Origin of the sequence: Aquabacter albus, assembly GCF_040049275.1 — a bacterium.
Classification (GTDB): domain Bacteria; phylum Pseudomonadota; class Alphaproteobacteria; order Rhizobiales; family Xanthobacteraceae; genus Aquabacter.
The window spans coordinates 121,935-139,305 of sequence record NZ_JBDZDT010000003.1 but is presented as its reverse complement, the minus strand read 5'-3'; the positions used below and the strand labels follow the sequence as shown (position 1 = coordinate 139,305).

Here is a 17,371-nt window from a genome sequence, read left to right as displayed (position 1 = left end):
ATGTTGCGTCCGAACAGGATGCCTGCCATGCGCCGACTGACCGTCGAACATAAGACCCATTACACATATTCCGAGCCGGTCACTTTCGGGCAGCACCGGCTCATGCTGCGGCCCCGCGACAGTCACGGCCTGCGCCTGCACGAGGCTCGCCTGACCCTCTCGCCCACGGGCGACGTGAAATACATCTACGACGTCTTCGGTAATTCCATCGCGCTGGTGGATTTCCACGGGCCGGGCAGCGAACTCGTGATCGAGAGCGTGCTGGAGCTGGACAGCTATTCCGCTCCCGCCCTGGAAATTCTGCTGGACCCGGCGGCGGCGAACTATCCGTTCGTCTATTCCGGCGATGACCGCTTCGATGCCTCGCAGATGCTCACCCCCCATTATGAGGACAATGGGGAGGTGAAAGCCTGGGTCGCGACCTTCGTCACTCCGGGCGAGACGATGGGCACGCTGGATCTCCTCCACGCCATCAACGCCGCCATCAAGGCCGACTTCACCTACAATGCCCGCCACGAGGAAGGCACCCAGACGCCGGCCAAGACGCTGGAGCTGAAGTCCGGCACCTGCCGCGACTTCGCGCTTCTCTTCATCGAGGCTGTGCGAGAGCTGGGCTTCGCGGCGCGCTTCGTGACCGGCTATCTCTATACGCCCCATCTCGACCTGAGCCTGGATCTCTCCGAGGAGATCCGGGGCGCCGGCTCGACCCATGCCTGGGCGGAGGTCTATCTGCCCGGTGCCGGATGGATCGATTTCGACCCCACCAACGCGCTCATCGGTACGGACCATCTGGTGCGGGTGGCGGTGGTGCGCGATCCGCGCCAGGCGTCACCCATCGTTGGCAGCTTCTCCGGCTCTGCCACCGCCTTCCTCTCCATGGATGTGGAGGTGTTCGTCTCCACCCGCACGCCCGTGGCGCTGGATTCCCGTTCCAGGGGCGGCCCTGCGGAGGTGAAGACGGATGCTTCCGAAATCCCGCAGGAGGCGCCCGCCATGGTCGAAGCTCAGGCCGCCGGTGGCGATGGAGCCGACGGCGCCCGGCCCAGCGCCCGCCGGGCCGAACCCGACCCGGTGGGCTGAGCGGGCAAAAAAAAGCGGACCAGCCGAAGCTGATCCGCCCTGATAGTGCACCTGGAGGCGTCGATGACAGTGACCGACACCGTTTCAACGTCAGCCTGACAGCTTTGTTCCCGAAAGATCGTCGGCTCCAGGCCAAACGAAACAGGGCGCCCGAAGGCGCCCCGAAACGTTCACCCGACTGTGCCGCTGCTCAGGGGCAGGCGACGCGATAGGAATTGCCGTAGGCGTCGCGCGCCCAGCAGGCCTTCGGGGTGGTGGCCGCGCCGACGATGGCGCCCGTGGCGCCGCCGAGCACACCGCCCACCACAGCACCGCCGGTCGTGCCGGTGGCAAGGCCACCGATCAGCGCGCCCGTGCCCGCGCCCAGCAGACCACCGCCGACGGCGCGGTCAGATTCGGAATACTGGCTGCATCCGCCCAGGGCCAGTGCCGCTGCCATAACGATGATTGCCGCCCTCATTTTGCTCTCCATCATCCCATTTCGCCGGCGTCGCCGGATCGTCCGACCGATTAACGCAATGCTCACGCCCGCGGTCGGCGGACAATTCCGCCGGGCGAAGCCCCTCTGTGGCGGGGCGTCTGCGCCGCCAAGCTAAGCACACATGCCGCCACCAAGCCTACCCCCAGCGCAGCGACCAGAACCGCCGCAGGATGGCGCGTCACCACTTCCTGCGTGCGCGCGGCCGCACCGTCAAGCTCCCGCATCATCTGCCGGCGGCCTTTGAGCGCGGCCGACAGCCCGGATGAGGCCAGCGCACCCGCCTGGGCGCCCAGCTCTTCCGCATGGCTGGTCAGGCTTTCCGCGGCGTCATGGGCAAAACGCCGCGCGCGGCGGCGCGGGCCGCGCGACTGCTCTTCAGCGGCATCCGCCAGCGCCTCCCCGAGCAGCGCGATCTCGGTGCGCAGGTTTTCGATGCGATGGGCGATATCGCTGGTGGCGGTGCGCGATCCGTATCCGAACATAGCGATGTCTCTCGTTTTGATGGATGGGGGAACGCATGCAGACGGTGAAGGTTCCGGTAAGGTTTCCGCTGCGGCGCAAAAGACATCAACGCCCAGCTTCCGCTCCTTTCCGTATCATGGCTTTTTTTTGATCTGTTGGAGGAACCTCGGGCCAATATGAGGAGTTTCAGAGACGAACATTTTTGCACTGCACATCTCATTTGAGGAGGCTTGTGCCCGCTCATGTCCATTACGGTGCCGCCCCAGGTACGAGAATTCGGCTCCTTATGGAGGGGCGCTTCGGCAGGCCTCATGGATGTCTCCTTGGCCGATCTGGCGTCGCAGCTGGCGCCCGTGGATACCGCTTTCTTCTTCGATGTGGACGGCACGCTGATCGATATCGCCCCCCATCCGGACGCGGTGGAGGTCCCTTCGTATCTCATCGATGATCTAGAGCGGCTCCTGGCTGCTGCAAGTGGCGCCCTTGCCCTTGTGAGCGGTCGGGAGGCGGCGAATATCGATGCCCTGTTCCAGCCGCTCCAGCTCGCGGTCTCCGGGGTCCATGGTGCCCAGATGCGGCTCACCCCTCGCGGTGAGCTCATCGAGGTGAGCCATCCGCTCGACGGGACACTGCGCCACGCACTCTCCGCCCTCGCGTCCCGCTTCGATGGCGTGCTGGTGGAGGACAAGGGCGCAAGCGTCGCACTCCACTACCGCAACAGCCCTTCGCTCGCGCCGGAGCTGGAGGCGGAGATCGCGCGCATCATCGCCGTGGATTCCCGCAATCTCACGGTGTTGCCGGGCCGGATGGTGTTCGAGGTCAAGCGCCGCGGCCATGACAAGGGCGCTGCGGTGCGGGTTTTCATGGCGGAGCCGCCCTTTGCCGGGCGTACGCCGGTCTTCCTCGGTGACGACGTCACCGACGAGGCGGGCTTCGCCGCCGTCCGCGAGATGGGCGGCATTGCCATTTCTGTCGGCCGGCGCCTGCCCGGCGCCGACTTCACATTGTCCAACGCACAGGACGTGCGCGCCCTTATCAAGCGCCTCGCCCAATTCGCCGAACGGAGGGATTGACCGTGTCGCGCCTCATCGTTGTGTCCAACAGGGTGGCGGTTCCCCAGGCGAGCGGCAAGGCCGCTGCCGGCGGGCTCGCCGTGGCGGTCAATGCAGCGCTGAAGGAACGCTCGGGCGTCTGGTTCGGCTGGAGTGGCCGCATCACGGAGGAGCCTTCGGAGCGGCCGGCGGTCACCACCCGCAACCGCATCAAATATGCCGTGATCGACCTCAAGGAGGGCGACTACCAGGAATATTACAACGGCTTCGCCAACCGCGTGCTGTGGCCGATCCTGCACTACCGGGTCGATCTGGCGGAATTCCAGCGGGCGGACCTGTCCGGCTATATCCGCGTGAACCGGATCTTCGCGGAGCACGTGTCCAAGATCATCCAGCCGGACGACACCATCTGGGTGCACGACTACCACATGATGCCCCTCGCGAAGTATTTGCGCGAGCGCGGCCATGCCAACCGCATCGGCTTCTTCCTGCACATCCCCATGCCACCGCCGGAACTGATCCAGACGCTGCCGCGGCACGGGGAGATTCTCGGCTCGCTCGCCCATTACGATCTGGTCGGCTTCCAGACCGAGAGCGACCGCGACAATTTCGGCCGCTACCTCGTCACCCGCGGCGGGCAGGCGACCACCGAACAGGGCGTCTACGAGATCGCCGGACGGCGCACGCACATCGAGGCCTTCCCGGTGGGCATCGAGACCGAGGCGTTCGCCCGCCGCGCCCGTCATGCGGCGCGCACGGATTATGTGAAGAGCTTCCGCCGCAGCGTCGGCGACCGCAAGCTGATCATCGGCGTGGACCGGCTGGATTACTCCAAGGGTATCCCGCACCGCCTGGAAGCTTACGAGACGCTCCTGCGCACGGCGCCCGAATGGCACGACAAGGTGACGTTCGCGCAGATCACGCCCAAGAGCCGGACGGAAGTGCCCGAATATATCGAGATGGACCGCTTCCTCTCCCACAAGGCGGGGCAGATCAACGGCATGTACGGCGATGTGGCGTGGACGCCGCTGCGCTATGTGAACCGCACCTATTCCCGCTCGGCCCTGGCCGGCTTCTACCGCGCGGCGAACGTCGCGATGGTGACGCCGCTGCGGGACGGCATGAACCTCGTGGCCAAGGAGTTCGTGGCGGCGCAGGACCCGGAAGATCCCGGCGTGCTGGTGCTGTCCCAGTTCGCCGGCGCCGCGGCCGAGCTTTCAGGCGGGGCGCTGATGGTCAATCCCCACGAGATCGAGGGCATGGCCGCCGCGCTGAAACGCGCCCTGGAAATGCCGCTGGAGGAACGCCGCGAGCGCTATGAGCGCATGATGGCCGTGCTGATGCGCAACGATATCGTCCAGTGGGCCGGAAACTTCCTGGATGCTCTTGCGCCGATGACCCCGACCAAGTCGCCCCAGAGCATTCCCATGCCGCGTCCCATCCTGCAGGGCGTCGGCTACGGCGCCGGCTGGCACGGGGTGCACGGCGCGGCGCTGCGGATGCCTCAGATGTAGTCCACGAAGGTCTTCATCTGGTCTTCCGAGAGGTCCCGCATCTCGGCCAGCGTGTAGGTGTCGAGCACCGTGCCCATGGCGTCGCGGATGCGCACCATCAGCCGCCGCACCTCGCAATGGGCCACGTCGCAGTCCTCGCACGGCACATAGGCGTTGCGGCTGGCGCAGGGAAACGGCGCGAGCGGACCGTCCAGCGCCCGTATCATCTCCCCGACGATGATCTCTTCCGCCGGCTTGCCCAGGCGGTAGCCGCCGAACTTGCCTTTCTTGGAGGCAAGGAAGCCGGCATTGCGCAGATCGTTGAGGATGACGTCCAGGAATTTCTTCGGGATGTTGTTGGCTTCGGCGATCTCGGCGACCTGGATCGACCCGCCGGGCGGCAGGCGCGCGAGGTGAACCGCTGCCTTCAGCCCGTATTTCCCTTTTTTCGTCAGCATGGAAAACCTCGAACGCGGCGGCTTATGGGGCGCCTGCCGCGCCGGGTCAACTCGTTGTCTACATGAATTCTAGCCGAGGAGCACCTTCGCAAGCGAAAGCAGCACCTCGTCCTTGCCGCGCGGGGCGATGAAGGACAGCCCGACGGGGCAGCCCTCCAGGGTGCCCATGGGCAGGGAAATCTGCGGCAGGCCGGAATGACCGGCGGGGCAGAGCAGCTCCAGCGCCCGCGCCCGGAAGGCTTCGAGCTGGTCGCCGGGCGTGTCGCGCAGCGGCGCGATTCCGGGCGCCGTGGGCAGTATGAGGATGGCGTCGTCGGCCAGCAGCGTGTCCAGGCGGGTGCGGGCCTCTTCGCGCACCACCTTCGCGGCCGCAACCTCGGCGGCATCGAGATGGGCTGCCGCGGCGAACCGCTCACGCACGCCGGGGCCGAAATTCGGCTTCACTTTCTCGATCCAGGCGCCGTGTGCCGCATGGGCCTCCTCGGACTGGATGAGACGGAAGGCGTTGCGCCAGGCGGGGAGGGCGCCGTTGGCGGCGCTCACCTCTTCCGACGCGCCGACGCGCTTCGTCACGATCTTCAGGGCGGGCGCGAGCGCGGCCTCCACGGCGGGGCCGGCGGCGTCGAACAAATCGCGGGCGAGGAGGACCCTCTTCGGCGCGCCGACCTCCTTCAGCCCGCCGAACAGGACGGCGCCCACGTCGGCGAACAGCTTGGGATCGCGGGCGAACCAGCCCACCACGTCATAGGAGGGCGCCAGCGGCACCGCGCCGTCGATGGCGATACGGCCATGGGTCGGCCGGATGCCGATGATGCCGCAATAGCTCGCCGGCAGGCGCACCGAGCCGCCCGTGTCCGAGCCGATGGCGAAATCCACGAGGCCGCCCGCGGTGGCCGCCGCAGAGCCCGAGGAGGAGCCGCCGGGAATGCGCCCAGGGGCGGCGGGGTTGGTGGGCGTGCCGTAATGGTGGTTCTCGCCGTTGAGGCTCCAGGCCAGCTCGTCCGTATGGGTCTTGCCCATGAGGTGGGCGCCGGCGCCCAGCAGCTTGTCCACCACCGAAGCGCTCTTCTCAGGCACGGGATGGCTCGCCAGCCAGTCCGGGCTTCCGGCCGCTGTGGGCACGCCAGCCACGTCAAAGAAATCCTTCACCGCGAAGGTGTGGCCGGAAAGCGGGCCCTCGCTTGTGGGCGCGCGCTCGAACAGGCCGTGGGCGACGAAGGCGTTCAGGGTGTCGGTGAGGGGCATGGGGCAGGGCTTCCACGTAACGCGAAGATCTTCGGGGCCGTCATGCCCGGGCTTGACCCGGGCATCCACGTCTCTCCGTTAGCACGACTTTACCCGGCTTGCGCAACGGCGGGCCGTGGATGGCCGGATCAGGTCCGGCCATGACGCATGTCTGGTTTCATCCAGCGCCGGCGTCACGCCGGCGCATGCAGTGTGGGCGCGGGGCGCGTCACCGTCCGCTTGCCGCCCTTCATGGCGAACAGAGGCGGCGCCAGCTCGGCCACCGCCTGCGCGCGGCTCTCGCAGTCCAGGACCACGAGGTCCGCCGGCTTGCCCACCTCGATGCCGTAGTCCTTGAGATTCATGAGCTTGGCGGAAGACGCGCTCACCATGTCGAGGCAGTCGGCCATGCCGGAGGGCGTGCCCACCTGGGCGACGTTGGCATAGAGGTTGGCAATGCGCACGGTGGAGCAATCGCCGAACGGGGTGAAGGGGTTCAGCACATTGTTGGTGGAGAGGGAGGTGGTGACCCCGATCTCCTTCAATTTATGCGCCAGCGCCACGCCGCGCGGGACGTTGTGGTCGTACTCGCGGCCGATCAGGAACAGATCGGTGGAGGGCAGGGCCGTCACCGCGACGCCCGCTTCCGCGAGCCTTTTGCCCAGCTCCATCAGCCGCGCCTCGGGCACGGCGGAGAGCTTGGTGACATGGCCGATGGCGACGCGCCCGCTCCAGCCGGTCTCCTCCGCGAGGCGGCACACTTCCAAGAGATCGAGGTGAGAGGGGTCGAGGCCGAAATCCAGGTGGAAGTCGATGTCCACGTCGAAGCGCTTGGCCAAAGCGAAGATGCGGGCGATCTGGCCGTGGCTGTCCTTGTCCATATAGGGCGCGCCGCCCACCACGTCGGCGCCCAGCTCCAGCGCCGCCACCATCACGTCTTCGCAGCCGGGATCGTCGATGAGACCTTCCTGCGGGAAGACGCAGAGCTTGAGGTCGATGGCCCAGCTACACGCCTGCTTCAGCTTCAGCAGCGCCTTGACCGAGGTGAGGCCGATGCGGGGGTCCACCTCCACATGGGTGCGCATGCGCTGCGTGCCCTGGAGGATGGCCTTTTCCAACGTGCGGGTGGCGCGGGCATGGACGTCCTCCTCGGTGAACGTCTTCTTGGCCGCCGCCACCGCCGCGATGGCCTCGTCCAGCGTGCCCTTCTCGCACGTGCAGCGGCCCAGCAGGCAGGATTTGTCGAGATGGATGTGGGTCTCGCAGAAGCCCGGCACGGCGAGCCGGCCGGCGAGGTCCTCGGACGGCCCGTCCGCCTCCAGCTTCACCTCGATGGCAGCGAAGCGGCCGTCGCGAATGCCGATATCGACAAGGCCGTCTTCGCGCCCGGCAATGCGGGCATTGCGGAAGATGTGGTCGAGGCTCATGGGAAAAACTCCTTGGAACGCTATTGGGCGGCGGGGCGGGCGCCGAGATAGGCGGCTTCAAGCGCCGCATCGCCTGTCAGCTCTTCGGCCGTGCCGGCCTTCACCACGCGGCCGGATTCGAGCACGTAGCCGCGATCCGCCACCGTGAGGGCGAGGGCCGCCATCTGGTCCACGAGGAGGATGGTGACGCCCTCTTCGCGCAGTTCGGCGAGCACGTCGAACACCTCGTTGATGATGGCCGGCGCGAGGCCCAGAGAGGGCTCGTCCAGCAGCAGGATGTCCGGCTTCGCCATGAGGCCGCGTGCCAGCGCCAGCATTTGCTGCTCGCCGCCGGAGAGGAGGCCGGCGCGGCTTGTGATGCGCTCTTTGAGGCGCGGGAAGCGGGCGAGCTGGGTTTGCAGCTCCGCTTCCAGCGTCGCGGCGTCGGGAGTGTCCGCGCGGGAGGAGGCGCCCAGAAGGATGTTGTCCTTCACCGACAGCTCGGGAAACACCTGCCGGCCCTCCGGCACCAGCGCGAGGCCCATGCGGGCGATGCGGTGGGCGGGCAAAGCGGAGACGCGGGCATCCTTCAGCACGATGTCGCCGGAGACCGGGCGCAAAAGCCCGCTTACCGCCTTCATGGCGGTGGATTTGCCGGCGCCGTTGGCCCCCAGCAGCGCCACCAGCTCGCCGGGACGCACTTCCAGGTCCACCTCTTCCAGCACGGGGGCGGCGCCATAGCCGGCGGAGAGGCGCAGCGCGGAGAGGACGGCGTCGCGCGGCCCGTCCCAGGGCGCGGCGCGGCGGCGGGCGCGGGTCTGGGTGCCGCCGAGATAGGCGGCGATCACCTTCGGGTCCTCGCGCACCTGCGCGCAGGTGCCCTCCGCGATGGGACGGCCGGCATCCAGCACCACCACGTGGTCGGAGATGCCCATGACCATGGCCATGTCGTGCTCCACCAGGATCACCGCGATGCCGGCCTCCGCGATGCGGCGGAGCAGGATGCCGAGCGCATCCTTATCGGCGCGCATGAGGCCGGCGGCGGGCTCGTCCAGCAGCAGCACGCGGGGGCGGGTGGCGAGGGCACGGGCGATCTCCACCAGCCGCCGGTCCACATGGGGCAGGTCATCGGCGCGGGCGGCGAGGGGACCGGCATAGCCGACGAAGGCGAGGAGGGCCTCGGCGGTTGCGGCATCGACGCCGGGGATGCGCACATTGTCCAGCACGGAGAGCGTGCCGAAGAGCTGCGTCGTCTGGTAGGTGCGGGCGATGCCGGCGCGGGCGACCTTGAAGGCCGGCGCGCCTGCCAGATCCGCGCCCGCGCCGAGGCGGATGGAACCGGCGGCGGGCTTGTAGAAGCCGCCGATCATGTTGAGCACGGTGGTCTTGCCCGCGCCGTTGGGGCCGATCACCGACGTGACGGCGCCGGGCTGCGCGATGAAGGAGACGTCGGACGCCGCCTTCACGCCGCCGAAGGAGATGCCGAGACCCTTCACCTCCAGCGGCGCGGCATCGTCGGGCTTCAGGAGGGCCGAAATATCGGCGCCTCCCCCCTTGGCCGGGCGCGGGTCGATGCGATTCAGCCGGCGGAAGAGGCCGACAATGCCCTCCGGCGCGATCCACAGCACGGCCAGCAGCATGGCGCCGAAGATCAGGAGGCGATACTCGGCGAAATCCGAGAGCATCTCCGGCAGGCCCACCACCACCAGGGCGCCGAGCACCGGACCCAGCACTGTACCCGCCCCGCCCACCACCACGGCGAACAGGAACAGGATGGATTGCGAGAAGGGAAACGAGCCGGGGCTGATGAACATCAGCAGGGGTGCGAACACCGCCCCCGCCATGCCGGCCAGCGCCGCCGAGAGCGCGAAGGCCAAGGTTTTCAGGCCCACCGGGTTCAGCCCCACCGACTGCGCCGCCACCTCGCTGTCGCGCACCGCCCGCATGGCGCGGCCGAGCGCGCTTTGGGAGAGCCCCCAGAAGCCCAGCAGAGAGAGGGTGGCAAGGAGGAGGGAGAGGAGGGCCATCTCCTTCTCGGCGAACAGGATGGGGCCGAGGGAGGGGGGCAGGATGCCCATGAGGCCATTGGCGCCGCCGGTCACCTCGCGCCATTCGATGAGGGCGTGCTCGACGATGAAGGCGAAGGCGATGGTGACCATGGCGAGATAGGGCCCGCTGACCCGGAGCGCCGGCAGCGCGAGCAGCGCGCCGATGGCCCCCGCCACCAGCACCGCCACGGGAAGGGCGGCGAAGAAGTCCCAGCCCTTCAGGATGAGGATGCCGGAGACATAGGCGCCGATGGCGTAGAAGCCCACATGGCCGAGCGAGACCTGGCCCGCGAGCCCCAGCAGGATGTTGAGGCCCACGCCGACGATCACCGTGAGCGCGACGAGGGCGATGACGAAGAGCGTGTAGCTCTCCGCCTGGAAGGCGAAGGCGGCGATGAGCGCCGCGCCGGCGAGGATGGAGAGGGGAAGGAGAAAGCGGGTCATCTCACACCTTCTTCACGGCGGCGCGGCCGAACAGGCCGTTGGGCATGAAGGCCAACGCCGCGATGACGGCGGAGAAGACCAGGATCTGCGTATAGGACGAGCCGAGGAAGCTGGTGATGAGCGCTTCCGCGAGCCCATAGAGGAAGCCCGCCACCATGATGCCGGAAGCGGAGCCGATACCCCCCAGGATCGCCACGGCGAACGCCTTGATGCCGAACATCAGCCCCATGTCCGAGGAGACCGAGAGCAGCGGCGCGATGAGCATGCCGGCCACCGCCGCGAGCACGGCGGAGGCGGCGAAAGACAAAGCGATGGCGCGCTTCACGTCGATGCCCATGAGGCGCGCGGCGGCGGGGTTCTGCACCACCGCGAGTAGGCGCTTCCCGGCACGGGTGTGGCGCAGCAGGATGTGCAGGCCGAGCGCGACGGCGATGCCCACCACCGGGATGACGAGCTGGAGCGGATAGACGCCGGCGCCGAACAGGCTCACGGGCTTTGCCGCCAGGACGGAGGGCAAGGAGCGCGGCTCCTTGCCGAAGGTGAACATCACCGCATTGTCGAGGATGATGCCGCCGGCCACCGTCGCCATGAGCCAGGCGTTCGATCCCCGCTCCGCGAACGGGCGCACGAGGAAGCGCTCCACGAGGAGGCCGAACAGCGCGCACAGCAGGAGCGCACCGAGGACCGCGAGGGGCAGAGGCAGCGCGAAGGTGACCCAGAGCGTGTAGCAGAGCACGGCCCCCAGCATCACCGAGGAGCCCTGCGAGAAGTTCACCGTGTTCGAGACCGCGAAGGTGACGTGGTAGCCGAGCGCGATCAGGCCGTACATGGCGCCGAGGGACAGGCCCGAGACGATGGCGGAGATGATCAGCATGGGTTTCCCGGGCTCTTGTTGGTCTTTTGGATTCCCTCTCCCGCTTGCGGGGGAGGGTTAGGGAGGGGGCACACGCGCTTTCCGCTTACGCCCCGCTCCTCGCTTCGCTCGGCCCCCTCCCCAGTCCTCCCCCGCAAGCGGGAGAGGGGGCAGAGTGGCGCGAGAGAAGAGGCCTCAATTCACCGGCACGATCTCGGCACCCTTGAAGCGGGTGAAGATGTAGTCGTCCTTGCCCAGCGCATCCTGATTCTCAGGCGAGAAGGGCTTGGTGTAGGTCTTGATCAGCCCCTCATAGGTGCCGATCTCGTAGAACGCCTTGCGCAGCGCGGGGCCGTCCGTGGTGCCGGCCTTGGTGATGGCAAGCGCCAGAAGGTGCATGGCGTCATAGGCATTGGCGATGCCCACGGCGGGCGTCACGTCTGCGAGCGTGGTGATCTGCGGATACTTGGTCTTCAGCGCCGCCAGCACCGTCTCGCCCTTCTTGGAGAGCTTGCCGGAGAAGGAATAGGTCTGGACCATCTGCACCTTCTCCGCGCTCGGCCCGCCGAGCTCAGTGAAGCGCCCGCCGGCCGGGCCCCAGTGGGACACCACGGGCACGTTCCAGCCCATGCGGTCCAGGGATTTGACCACCTGCGCCGCCGGCTGCACGTTCGCCACCAGGAAGATGGTGTCCGCGCCCGCCTCCTTCAGCCGGGTGAGCTGGGGCACCATGTCGGCATCGTTATTGTCGAACTTCTCGGCGCCCGCCACGGTGAGCTTGCGCGCCTCGGACGCCGCCTTCAGGCCCTTCTCGTTGGATTCGCCCCAGGGGTTGTTGATGAGCATCAGCCCGGGCTTGGTGGTCTTGTAGGTCTTGATGGCGTAGTCGAGCATGGCCTCGTCCACCAGCTCGTCCACCGCCGAGACGCGGAACACGTAATTCTCCGCGGCGCCGTTGCGGGTGATGCCGGTGCCTGCCGCCCACACGGCGATGAAGGGCACCTTGGACTGGTTGGCGAAGGGGGCGATGGCCAGCGACACCGGGGTGTCGATGCCGCCGAAGAAGGCCGCCACCTTCTCCTTCTGCACCAGCTCGCGGGCTGCCACGACGCCCTTCGCCGGGTTGCTCTCGTCGTCGCGGCGGACCAGCTCGATCTTCTTGCCCAGCACGCCGCCGGCGCCGTTGATCTCGTCGATGGCCACTTCGAGGCCGCGGGTGATGGCCTCGCCGGATTTCGCCGACTGGCCGGAGAGGGCGGCCACGAGGCCGACCTTGATGGTCTCCTGCGCGAGCGCCGGAGCGCCCAATAGGATTGCCGCGCCGACGCCGAGGACGGCGGCGCGCCGTGAAAGACTGAAATGGGACTTAAGGACGGACTTGGCCATGTGCATCACTCCTCCTCCCGGAAACCAGGTCCTTCCTTTCGCAAGCCGCGTGCCAGATGGTGCGGGGCGGCGAGGGGCCTGTTGATTCCCTGTTTTTGGGCGCGGTTCGCGCCAGGTGCTTCGCGGCGTTCGCTCCGCCGGGAAGCACATCGCCCAAGCATTGTGCATTTTGTGCGCAATGGATAGTCAAAATCGTATACATTCTTGGGCGGTCGCACCGGAAGCGATCAAGGCATTCCGGGTCTTTCCGTTCGTCGACCGCACGGAAACCCCTGTTGCGACACCGAATGCAGCGATGTGATTGTTCGCAAATAGAACAAGAAATCGTATACGATTTTATGCCGCCTTGAGCCTCGCCCCGTGTCATGCCATTGAGAAAGGCGAACGGAGCGCAGGATGAAGCAGCGGGGCGAACGAGTCGACGCGATCTATGCGGGCTTGCGTCTCGCCATCCTGGAGCAGGTGCTCCAGCCCGGCACCAAGCTTCCCGAGGACGCCATCGGCGAGCAGTTCGGCGCGAGCCGCACCGTGGTGCGCCGGGCGCTGGAGCTGCTGGCGAGCGAGGAACTGGTGGACATCCGCCCGAACCGGGGCGCCGTGGTCGCGAAGCCCTCGCTGGAGGAGGCGCGCGATCTCTTCAGCGTGCGGCAGGATGTGGAGCAGCTTGTCATTCGCCGGCTGTGCGGCAACCTCACGCCCGCCCAGGTGAAGCGCCTGGAGGCGCAGATCGAGGCGGAGGAGCGTGCCCATCACGAAGGGCGGCCGGAATATATCCGCCACGCCGCCGAGTTCCATCTGGTGCTGGCGGAGATGACCGGCTCCCCGCTGCTCGCCCGCTACATGCGCCAGCTTGTGGGCCGCAGCGCGCTGATCCTCGGCCTTTATGGGCGCCCGCGCTGGACGGACTGTTCGGTGCAGGAGCACCGCGATCTCGTCACCTGCCTCGTGGAGGGGAATTCCGAGCGGCTGGAGCATCTGATGCACGACCATCTGGAGGCCGTGCTCTCCCGCGCCATCGACACCGCCACGCGCGACAAGGACCGCGGCATCCGCGACCTCCTCGCGCCCTATGTGGACGCGGCCCGCTCGGCGTGAACCTTCCTTTGCGTTAGGCGTTCTTCCCTCGGCTTTGAGGGAAACGCTCATGGTTTCGGACAAGACCCCCCGGATTGCCCGCATCTGGCGCGGGCGCACCACGCGCGAGCGCGCGGACGAATACGAGCCCTATCTCTATGAGGTGGGCATCCGGCCCTTGATGGAGAAGGCGCTCGGCGTTCAGAACTTCCGGGAGGACCGGGAGCATGAGAGCGAATTCATGACCATCTCCTATTGGGAGAGCATCGAGGCCATGAGCGCATTCGCGGGCAAGGACCCGACGAAGATCCACCATCTGCCGCGCGACGAAGAGTTCCTGATCGAGCTGCCGGAGGGCGTGCAGATCCTGCGCATCTTGGTGGCGCACGGGCGGACGGGGTGAGGCGGTCCCCTGGCTGCTCATCTCGGCCGGCGAGCTAGGCCGTATCGACATTCAAGAACGCCATAGCTCCCTCCCCCCTTGCAGGGGAGGGTTGGGGGGGTGATACAGCTTCGGCCTGGAACAATACCCCGGCATTGCTCTGGCGGAGAGGATTTCACCCCCCTCCCCCTCCCGAATATCGCTCCGGCCTAGAGCTTGTACGCGCTCCGGAACCCGCCCCAATGGCGTCCCGCCACGTGGATCGGCGCGTCCACCTCGCGCATGAACATCACCTTATCGCCGAGGTCGCGGGCATAGACTTGGATCAGATGGGGCTCGAGGTTGCGGGCGGCCAGCAGCCCCGCGCGGTCGTCGAAGATGCGCTTGTTCCGGCAATTGGCTGTGTTCCAGGCCCGCTCGCCGGGCCGCTGCGGATGGGCATATTGGGCATTGTGGACCGGCAGATAGCCGTTCACATCCACCGCCGCGGCGAACATGAGCTGCGGGTCCTCCTTGACGATGGCCTCCTGGATGGCAGGTAGCCGTTGCTCCAGCTTGGCCAGCGCGCGGGTCTCAAACTGGACCGGGTCGCTGTCCGGGATCGGCCTGTAGGCCCTGTCGAAGAGGTCGGCCATCGAGAAAGCGCCTTCCTTCAGGCCGGCCTCCAGGCTTTGCGCAATGGCCGCCGCGCCCCGGACGGCGCGCTCGATCACCGCTTCGTAGGTTTTGGCGATGCTGTCGATGCGCGCCTTCAGGGCCGGCGCGCCGGCCTCCTGGAACGCCAGATGATAGCCAAGCTGGCTGATGGCCACGATGCGGCATCGCAGAGGGGCAAGGCCGCTCAGTTCGAGCGTGCAGGCCTCGCCCACGCGCAGCTTTGCGTCGCTAAGCTTGACGAGGGCGCCCCCGAGCGAGAGGTCGGAGGTCTTCGCGGCGACGGAGGACGTGGCGCCGTTCAGCCGGCCTGAAATCTCCACCGGCCAGCGGGGATGGCGCCGGCGGTTGCCCATGGGCGTCTGGCGCAGCACCGTGAGGAGCTGGCGGGACATTTCATCCGTGCCGGATCCGAGGGCTGTACCGCTGGCTTCGATGGTGACTTGCGTCGCCTCCGCAGTGACGGTCGCGTCCTGGATGGCGCGCGCCCCGTGATCGACGGCATCGGCGAAGGCCATGGCCTCGGTGGCGGAGCGGCCAATCTCGGCGATGGTGCGGGTCTGGCCGGCCACGGCCTCCGCCACGGCGAAGGCGACGGGCTTGATTTCGTCCACGGCTCCGATGACGCTGTTGACTGCGTCCGTGCTGGCATCGGACACCCGCATCAGGCGGTCGATCTTGTCGGAAATCTCGCCGGTCGCCTGCCGCGTCTGGGCGGCCAGCGTCTTCACCTCGCTGGCGACGACCGCAAAGCCCGCCCCGACGGTGCCGGCCCGCGCCGCCTCGATGGAGGCGTTGAGGGCCAGCATGTTGGTCTGGTTCGCGATCTGGGAAATCAGGGAGACGACGGCGCGGATCTCGGTGATGGCGGTGCGCAGTTCGCCGATGGCCGCGTTCGCCTCCGAGGCGGCCGATCCGGCGCGATGGGCCAATTGGTCCGAGGTCTTGGCCTGCCGGTCGATCTCCTCATTGGTTTGCGCGAATGCGGTCAGCGCTTCGGAGAGATGACGGGCGCTGCCGCGGGCCTGATCGGTCTGCTGGGTGAGCTGGTCGCAATTGCGTCGGATGGTTGCGATGTCCCGTACGCCGGCGGCACAGGCGCTTGCCATTTCGCCGGCAGTCTTCGCGGTGCGCGCTTGGGCCCCGCGAATGTCGGCCTCGATGAGATCGACCACTTCGTCGTCAATGACGCGCTCACGCTCGCCTGAAAGCGGCGCGGCCGAAATGGTGTCCAGGGGAGCCTGCTTCGTATCCACGATGGCAGGGCCGCCCCCGTGTCTGGGGTCGAACAGCTTCCTCCACATCCGCGGCTTCTTTCGTCAGCGGTTTTCCCGCCAAGGGTAACCGCTGAGACTTGTGTGAAGGTTGCATCTTTCGGGGTCAACGACCCATGGTTAGGAGGCGCCCACCGCCCGCGCCACCGTCGTCGCCGCCCCTTCGCGCAGGAGGAGGTCGAGATTCCGCTTCACGGGTTCGGTGAAGCGCTCCTCGCGCGGGAGGTCGTCGCCGAACACTTCCCGCACGCCCAGCAAGGCATCCGCGAGCCGGTGGGCATCGCGCCCCGCCTCATCTGCGAGCGCCCGCAGGCGGGCGGCGAGGGGGTCGCGAACATCGATGGGGGCGGCCTTCTCGTCGGTGCCGGTCACATAGCGCATCCAGCCCGCCACGCCCAAGGCGATGAAGTCGATGGGCGCGCCGGCCGCTAAGCGCTCGCGCGCCGGGGCGAGGAGCCGCTGGGGCAGCTTCTGGGTGCCGTCCATGGCGATCTGCCAGGTGCGGTGGCGCAGGGCCGGGTTGCTGAAGCGGTCCCGCAGGGCGCGCTTATAGGCGCCGATATCCGTGCCCGGCGGCACATGGACGGTGGAGGTCACCTCATCGTCCTGGAGGCGCTCCACGAGGCGCGCGAAGGGCGCCGCGCCCATGGTGTCGGCGATGGTCTCATAGCCCGCGAGATAGCCGAGATAAGCGAGGGTGGAATGGCTGCCATTGAGCAGCCGCAGCTTCATGTGCTCGAAGGGGGCGACATCCGCCACCATCTCCGCGCCCGCTTCCTCGAAGGGCGGGCGGCCAGAGGGGAACTTGTCCTCGATCACCCACTGGCTGAAGGGCTCGGCCATCACCGGCCACGCATCCTCCATGCCGAGCCGCGCCGAGACGGTGGCGCGGTCTGCGTCCGTGGTGGAGGGGGCGATGCGGTCCACCATGGTGGAGGGGAAGGCGACTTCCGAGGCGATGAAGCGGCCGAGCGCCGGGTCGCGCAGCTCGGCGAAGCGGCGGGTGACTTTCTCCACCGTCACGCCGTTGGAGGGGAGGTTGTCGCAGCACAGCACGGTGAAGGGCGCGATGCCGGCCTCCCGCCGCAGCCGCAGCGCCTCGGCGAGGAAGCCGGGCACACTGCGCGGGGTCCCGGGGGAGGCGAGGTCCGCCACGATGTCCGGGTGGCTCTCGTCCAGCTCGCCCGAGGCCGGGTCGTGGCAATAGCCCTTCTCGGTGACGGTGAGGGTGACGATGCGCACGGCCGGATCCACCATGGCCCCGAGAAGCGCCCTGGGGTCGCGCGGCGCCACCAGGAGGCGGCGCAGCGAGCCGATGACCCTGAGATCATCCCCCGCGCCCGAGCGCACGCAGAGCGTATAGAGGCCGTCCTGCGGGTCGAGCGCATCGGAGGTGTCGGGCGAGCGCAGGCTGGCGCCGCAGATCGCCCAGTCCATATGGCCGCGCGCCATCAGCGCATCCACATAGACCGCCTGATGGACCCGGTGGAAGGCGCCGACGCCGAGATGCACGATGCCAACCTTGGCAGCGGCGATGTCATAGGCCGGCCGGCGCACGTCGGCAGGCAGGCGCTCAAGGGTCGCGGCGGAGAGCCTCACG

15 protein-coding genes are annotated in these 17,371 nt (G+C 67.8%); 5 read left to right on the top strand and 10 right to left on the bottom strand.

Annotated features, from left to right (window positions below; all coding sequences use genetic code 11):
• The first annotated feature begins 27 nt into the window (after nucleotides 1-27).
• Complete coding sequence (locus tag ABLE91_RS07145) at nucleotides 28-1,080, top strand: transglutaminase family protein (RefSeq protein ID WP_348929888.1); 1,053 nt, start codon at nucleotides 28-30, stop codon at nucleotides 1,078-1,080.
• A 190-nt stretch (nucleotides 1,081-1,270) separates the two neighbouring features.
• Here the strand turns inward: ABLE91_RS07145 and ABLE91_RS07140 are convergent, their stop codons facing one another.
• On the bottom strand, nucleotides 1,271-1,540 hold the full coding sequence (locus tag ABLE91_RS07140; RefSeq protein ID WP_348929887.1) for a YMGG-like glycine zipper-containing protein: 270 nt from the start codon (nucleotides 1,538-1,540) through the stop codon (nucleotides 1,271-1,273).
• A 62-nt stretch (nucleotides 1,541-1,602) separates the two neighbouring features.
• Complete coding sequence (locus ABLE91_RS07135) at nucleotides 1,603-2,043, bottom strand: hypothetical protein (protein ID WP_348929886.1); 441 nt, start codon at nucleotides 2,041-2,043, stop codon at nucleotides 1,603-1,605.
• A 291-nt stretch (nucleotides 2,044-2,334) separates the two neighbouring features.
• Between ABLE91_RS07135 and otsB the strand changes: the two genes are divergently transcribed.
• Nucleotides 2,335-3,096, top strand: coding sequence for a trehalose-phosphatase (otsB, locus tag ABLE91_RS07130; protein ID WP_348929884.1), 762 nt, complete (start codon nucleotides 2,335-2,337; stop codon nucleotides 3,094-3,096).
• 2 nt (nucleotides 3,097-3,098) lie between these two features.
• Nucleotides 3,099-4,589 carry an alpha,alpha-trehalose-phosphate synthase (UDP-forming) gene (gene otsA / locus ABLE91_RS07125; RefSeq protein WP_348929883.1) on the top strand — a complete coding sequence of 497 codons (1,491 nt, stop codon included), beginning with the start codon at nucleotides 3,099-3,101 and terminating at the stop codon, nucleotides 4,587-4,589.
• On the opposite strand, the gene ABLE91_RS07120 is transcribed toward otsA, so the two are convergent.
• The 6 genes from ABLE91_RS07120 to ABLE91_RS07095 form a co-directional block, all read right to left on the bottom strand.
• Complete coding sequence (locus tag ABLE91_RS07120) at nucleotides 4,580-5,026, bottom strand: RrF2 family transcriptional regulator (RefSeq protein ID WP_348929881.1); 447 nt, start codon at nucleotides 5,024-5,026, stop codon at nucleotides 4,580-4,582. The genes otsA and ABLE91_RS07120 overlap by 10 nt on opposite strands.
• Nucleotides 5,027-5,095: 69 nt before the next feature.
• Nucleotides 5,096-6,271 (bottom strand): amidase, encoded by a 1,176-nt coding sequence (locus ABLE91_RS07115; RefSeq protein ID WP_348929879.1) that lies wholly within the window; start codon nucleotides 6,269-6,271, stop codon nucleotides 5,096-5,098.
• Nucleotides 6,272-6,444: 173 nt separating this feature from the next.
• Complete coding sequence (locus tag ABLE91_RS07110) at nucleotides 6,445-7,677, bottom strand: amidohydrolase family protein (protein WP_348929877.1); 1,233 nt, start codon at nucleotides 7,675-7,677, stop codon at nucleotides 6,445-6,447.
• 20 nt (nucleotides 7,678-7,697) lie between these two features.
• Nucleotides 7,698-10,148, bottom strand: a complete 2,451-nt coding sequence (locus ABLE91_RS07105; RefSeq protein ID WP_348929876.1) for a branched-chain amino acid ABC transporter ATP-binding protein/permease — start codon at nucleotides 10,146-10,148, stop codon at nucleotides 7,698-7,700.
• A gap of 1 nt (nucleotide 10,149) precedes the next feature.
• Nucleotides 10,150-11,022, bottom strand: coding sequence for a branched-chain amino acid ABC transporter permease (locus ABLE91_RS07100; RefSeq protein WP_510181914.1), 873 nt, complete (start codon nucleotides 11,020-11,022; stop codon nucleotides 10,150-10,152).
• Between the two features lie 174 nt (nucleotides 11,023-11,196).
• Entirely contained in the window at nucleotides 11,197-12,387 is a 1,191-nt protein-coding gene (locus ABLE91_RS07095; RefSeq protein WP_348929874.1) for an ABC transporter substrate-binding protein, read from the bottom strand.
• A 396-nt stretch (nucleotides 12,388-12,783) separates the two neighbouring features.
• On the opposite strand from ABLE91_RS07095, the gene ABLE91_RS07090 reads away from it, so the two are divergent.
• Together ABLE91_RS07090 and ABLE91_RS07085 are read left to right on the top strand one after the other, a co-directional pair.
• Nucleotides 12,784-13,482 (top strand): GntR family transcriptional regulator, encoded by a 699-nt coding sequence (locus tag ABLE91_RS07090; RefSeq protein WP_348929872.1) that lies wholly within the window; start codon nucleotides 12,784-12,786, stop codon nucleotides 13,480-13,482.
• Nucleotides 13,483-13,531: 49 nt separating this feature from the next.
• Entirely contained in the window at nucleotides 13,532-13,864 is a 333-nt protein-coding gene (locus ABLE91_RS07085) for an antibiotic biosynthesis monooxygenase family protein (protein WP_348929871.1), read from the top strand.
• Nucleotides 13,865-14,052: 188 nt separating this feature from the next.
• Here ABLE91_RS07085 and ABLE91_RS07080 read toward each other — a convergent pair whose 3' ends face one another.
• Complete coding sequence (locus tag ABLE91_RS07080) at nucleotides 14,053-15,801, bottom strand: methyl-accepting chemotaxis protein (RefSeq protein WP_348929869.1); 1,749 nt, start codon at nucleotides 15,799-15,801, stop codon at nucleotides 14,053-14,055.
• A gap of 90 nt (nucleotides 15,802-15,891) precedes the next feature.
• Nucleotides 15,892-17,370 (bottom strand): mannitol dehydrogenase family protein, encoded by a 1,479-nt coding sequence (locus tag ABLE91_RS07075; protein WP_348929867.1) that lies wholly within the window; start codon nucleotides 17,368-17,370, stop codon nucleotides 15,892-15,894.
• Nucleotide 17,371 lies beyond the last annotated feature (1 nt).

Excerpts from the sequence above, each read along its gene's own strand:
- ABLE91_RS07110 (WP_348929877.1), bottom strand. The coding sequence starts at position 7,677 with ATGAGCCTCGACCACATCTTCCGCAATGCCCGCATTGCCGGGCGCGAA.
- otsB (WP_348929884.1), top strand. The coding sequence starts at position 2,335 with ATGGATGTCTCCTTGGCCGATCTGGCGTCGCAGCTGGCGCCCGTGGAT.
- ABLE91_RS07120 (WP_348929881.1), bottom strand. The coding sequence starts at position 5,026 with ATGCTGACGAAAAAAGGGAAATACGGGCTGAAGGCAGCGGTTCACCTC.
- ABLE91_RS07145 (WP_348929888.1), top strand. The coding sequence starts at position 28 with ATGCGCCGACTGACCGTCGAACATAAGACCCATTACACATATTCCGAG.
- ABLE91_RS07135 (WP_348929886.1), bottom strand. The coding sequence starts at position 2,043 with ATGTTCGGATACGGATCGCGCACCGCCACCAGCGATATCGCCCATCGC.
- ABLE91_RS07105 (WP_348929876.1), bottom strand. The coding sequence starts at position 10,148 with ATGACCCGCTTTCTCCTTCCCCTCTCCATCCTCGCCGGCGCGGCGCTC.
- ABLE91_RS07080 (WP_348929869.1), bottom strand. The coding sequence starts at position 15,801 with ATGTGGAGGAAGCTGTTCGACCCCAGACACGGGGGCGGCCCTGCCATC.
- ABLE91_RS07090 (WP_348929872.1), top strand. The coding sequence starts at position 12,784 with ATGAAGCAGCGGGGCGAACGAGTCGACGCGATCTATGCGGGCTTGCGT.
- ABLE91_RS07140 (WP_348929887.1), bottom strand. The coding sequence starts at position 1,540 with ATGAGGGCGGCAATCATCGTTATGGCAGCGGCACTGGCCCTGGGCGGA.
- ABLE91_RS07085 (WP_348929871.1), top strand. The coding sequence starts at position 13,532 with ATGGTTTCGGACAAGACCCCCCGGATTGCCCGCATCTGGCGCGGGCGC.
- ABLE91_RS07100 (WP_510181914.1), bottom strand. The coding sequence starts at position 11,022 with ATGCTGATCATCTCCGCCATCGTCTCGGGCCTGTCCCTCGGCGCCATG.
- ABLE91_RS07095 (WP_348929874.1), bottom strand. The coding sequence starts at position 12,387 with ATGGCCAAGTCCGTCCTTAAGTCCCATTTCAGTCTTTCACGGCGCGCC.
- ABLE91_RS07115 (WP_348929879.1), bottom strand. The coding sequence starts at position 6,271 with ATGCCCCTCACCGACACCCTGAACGCCTTCGTCGCCCACGGCCTGTTC.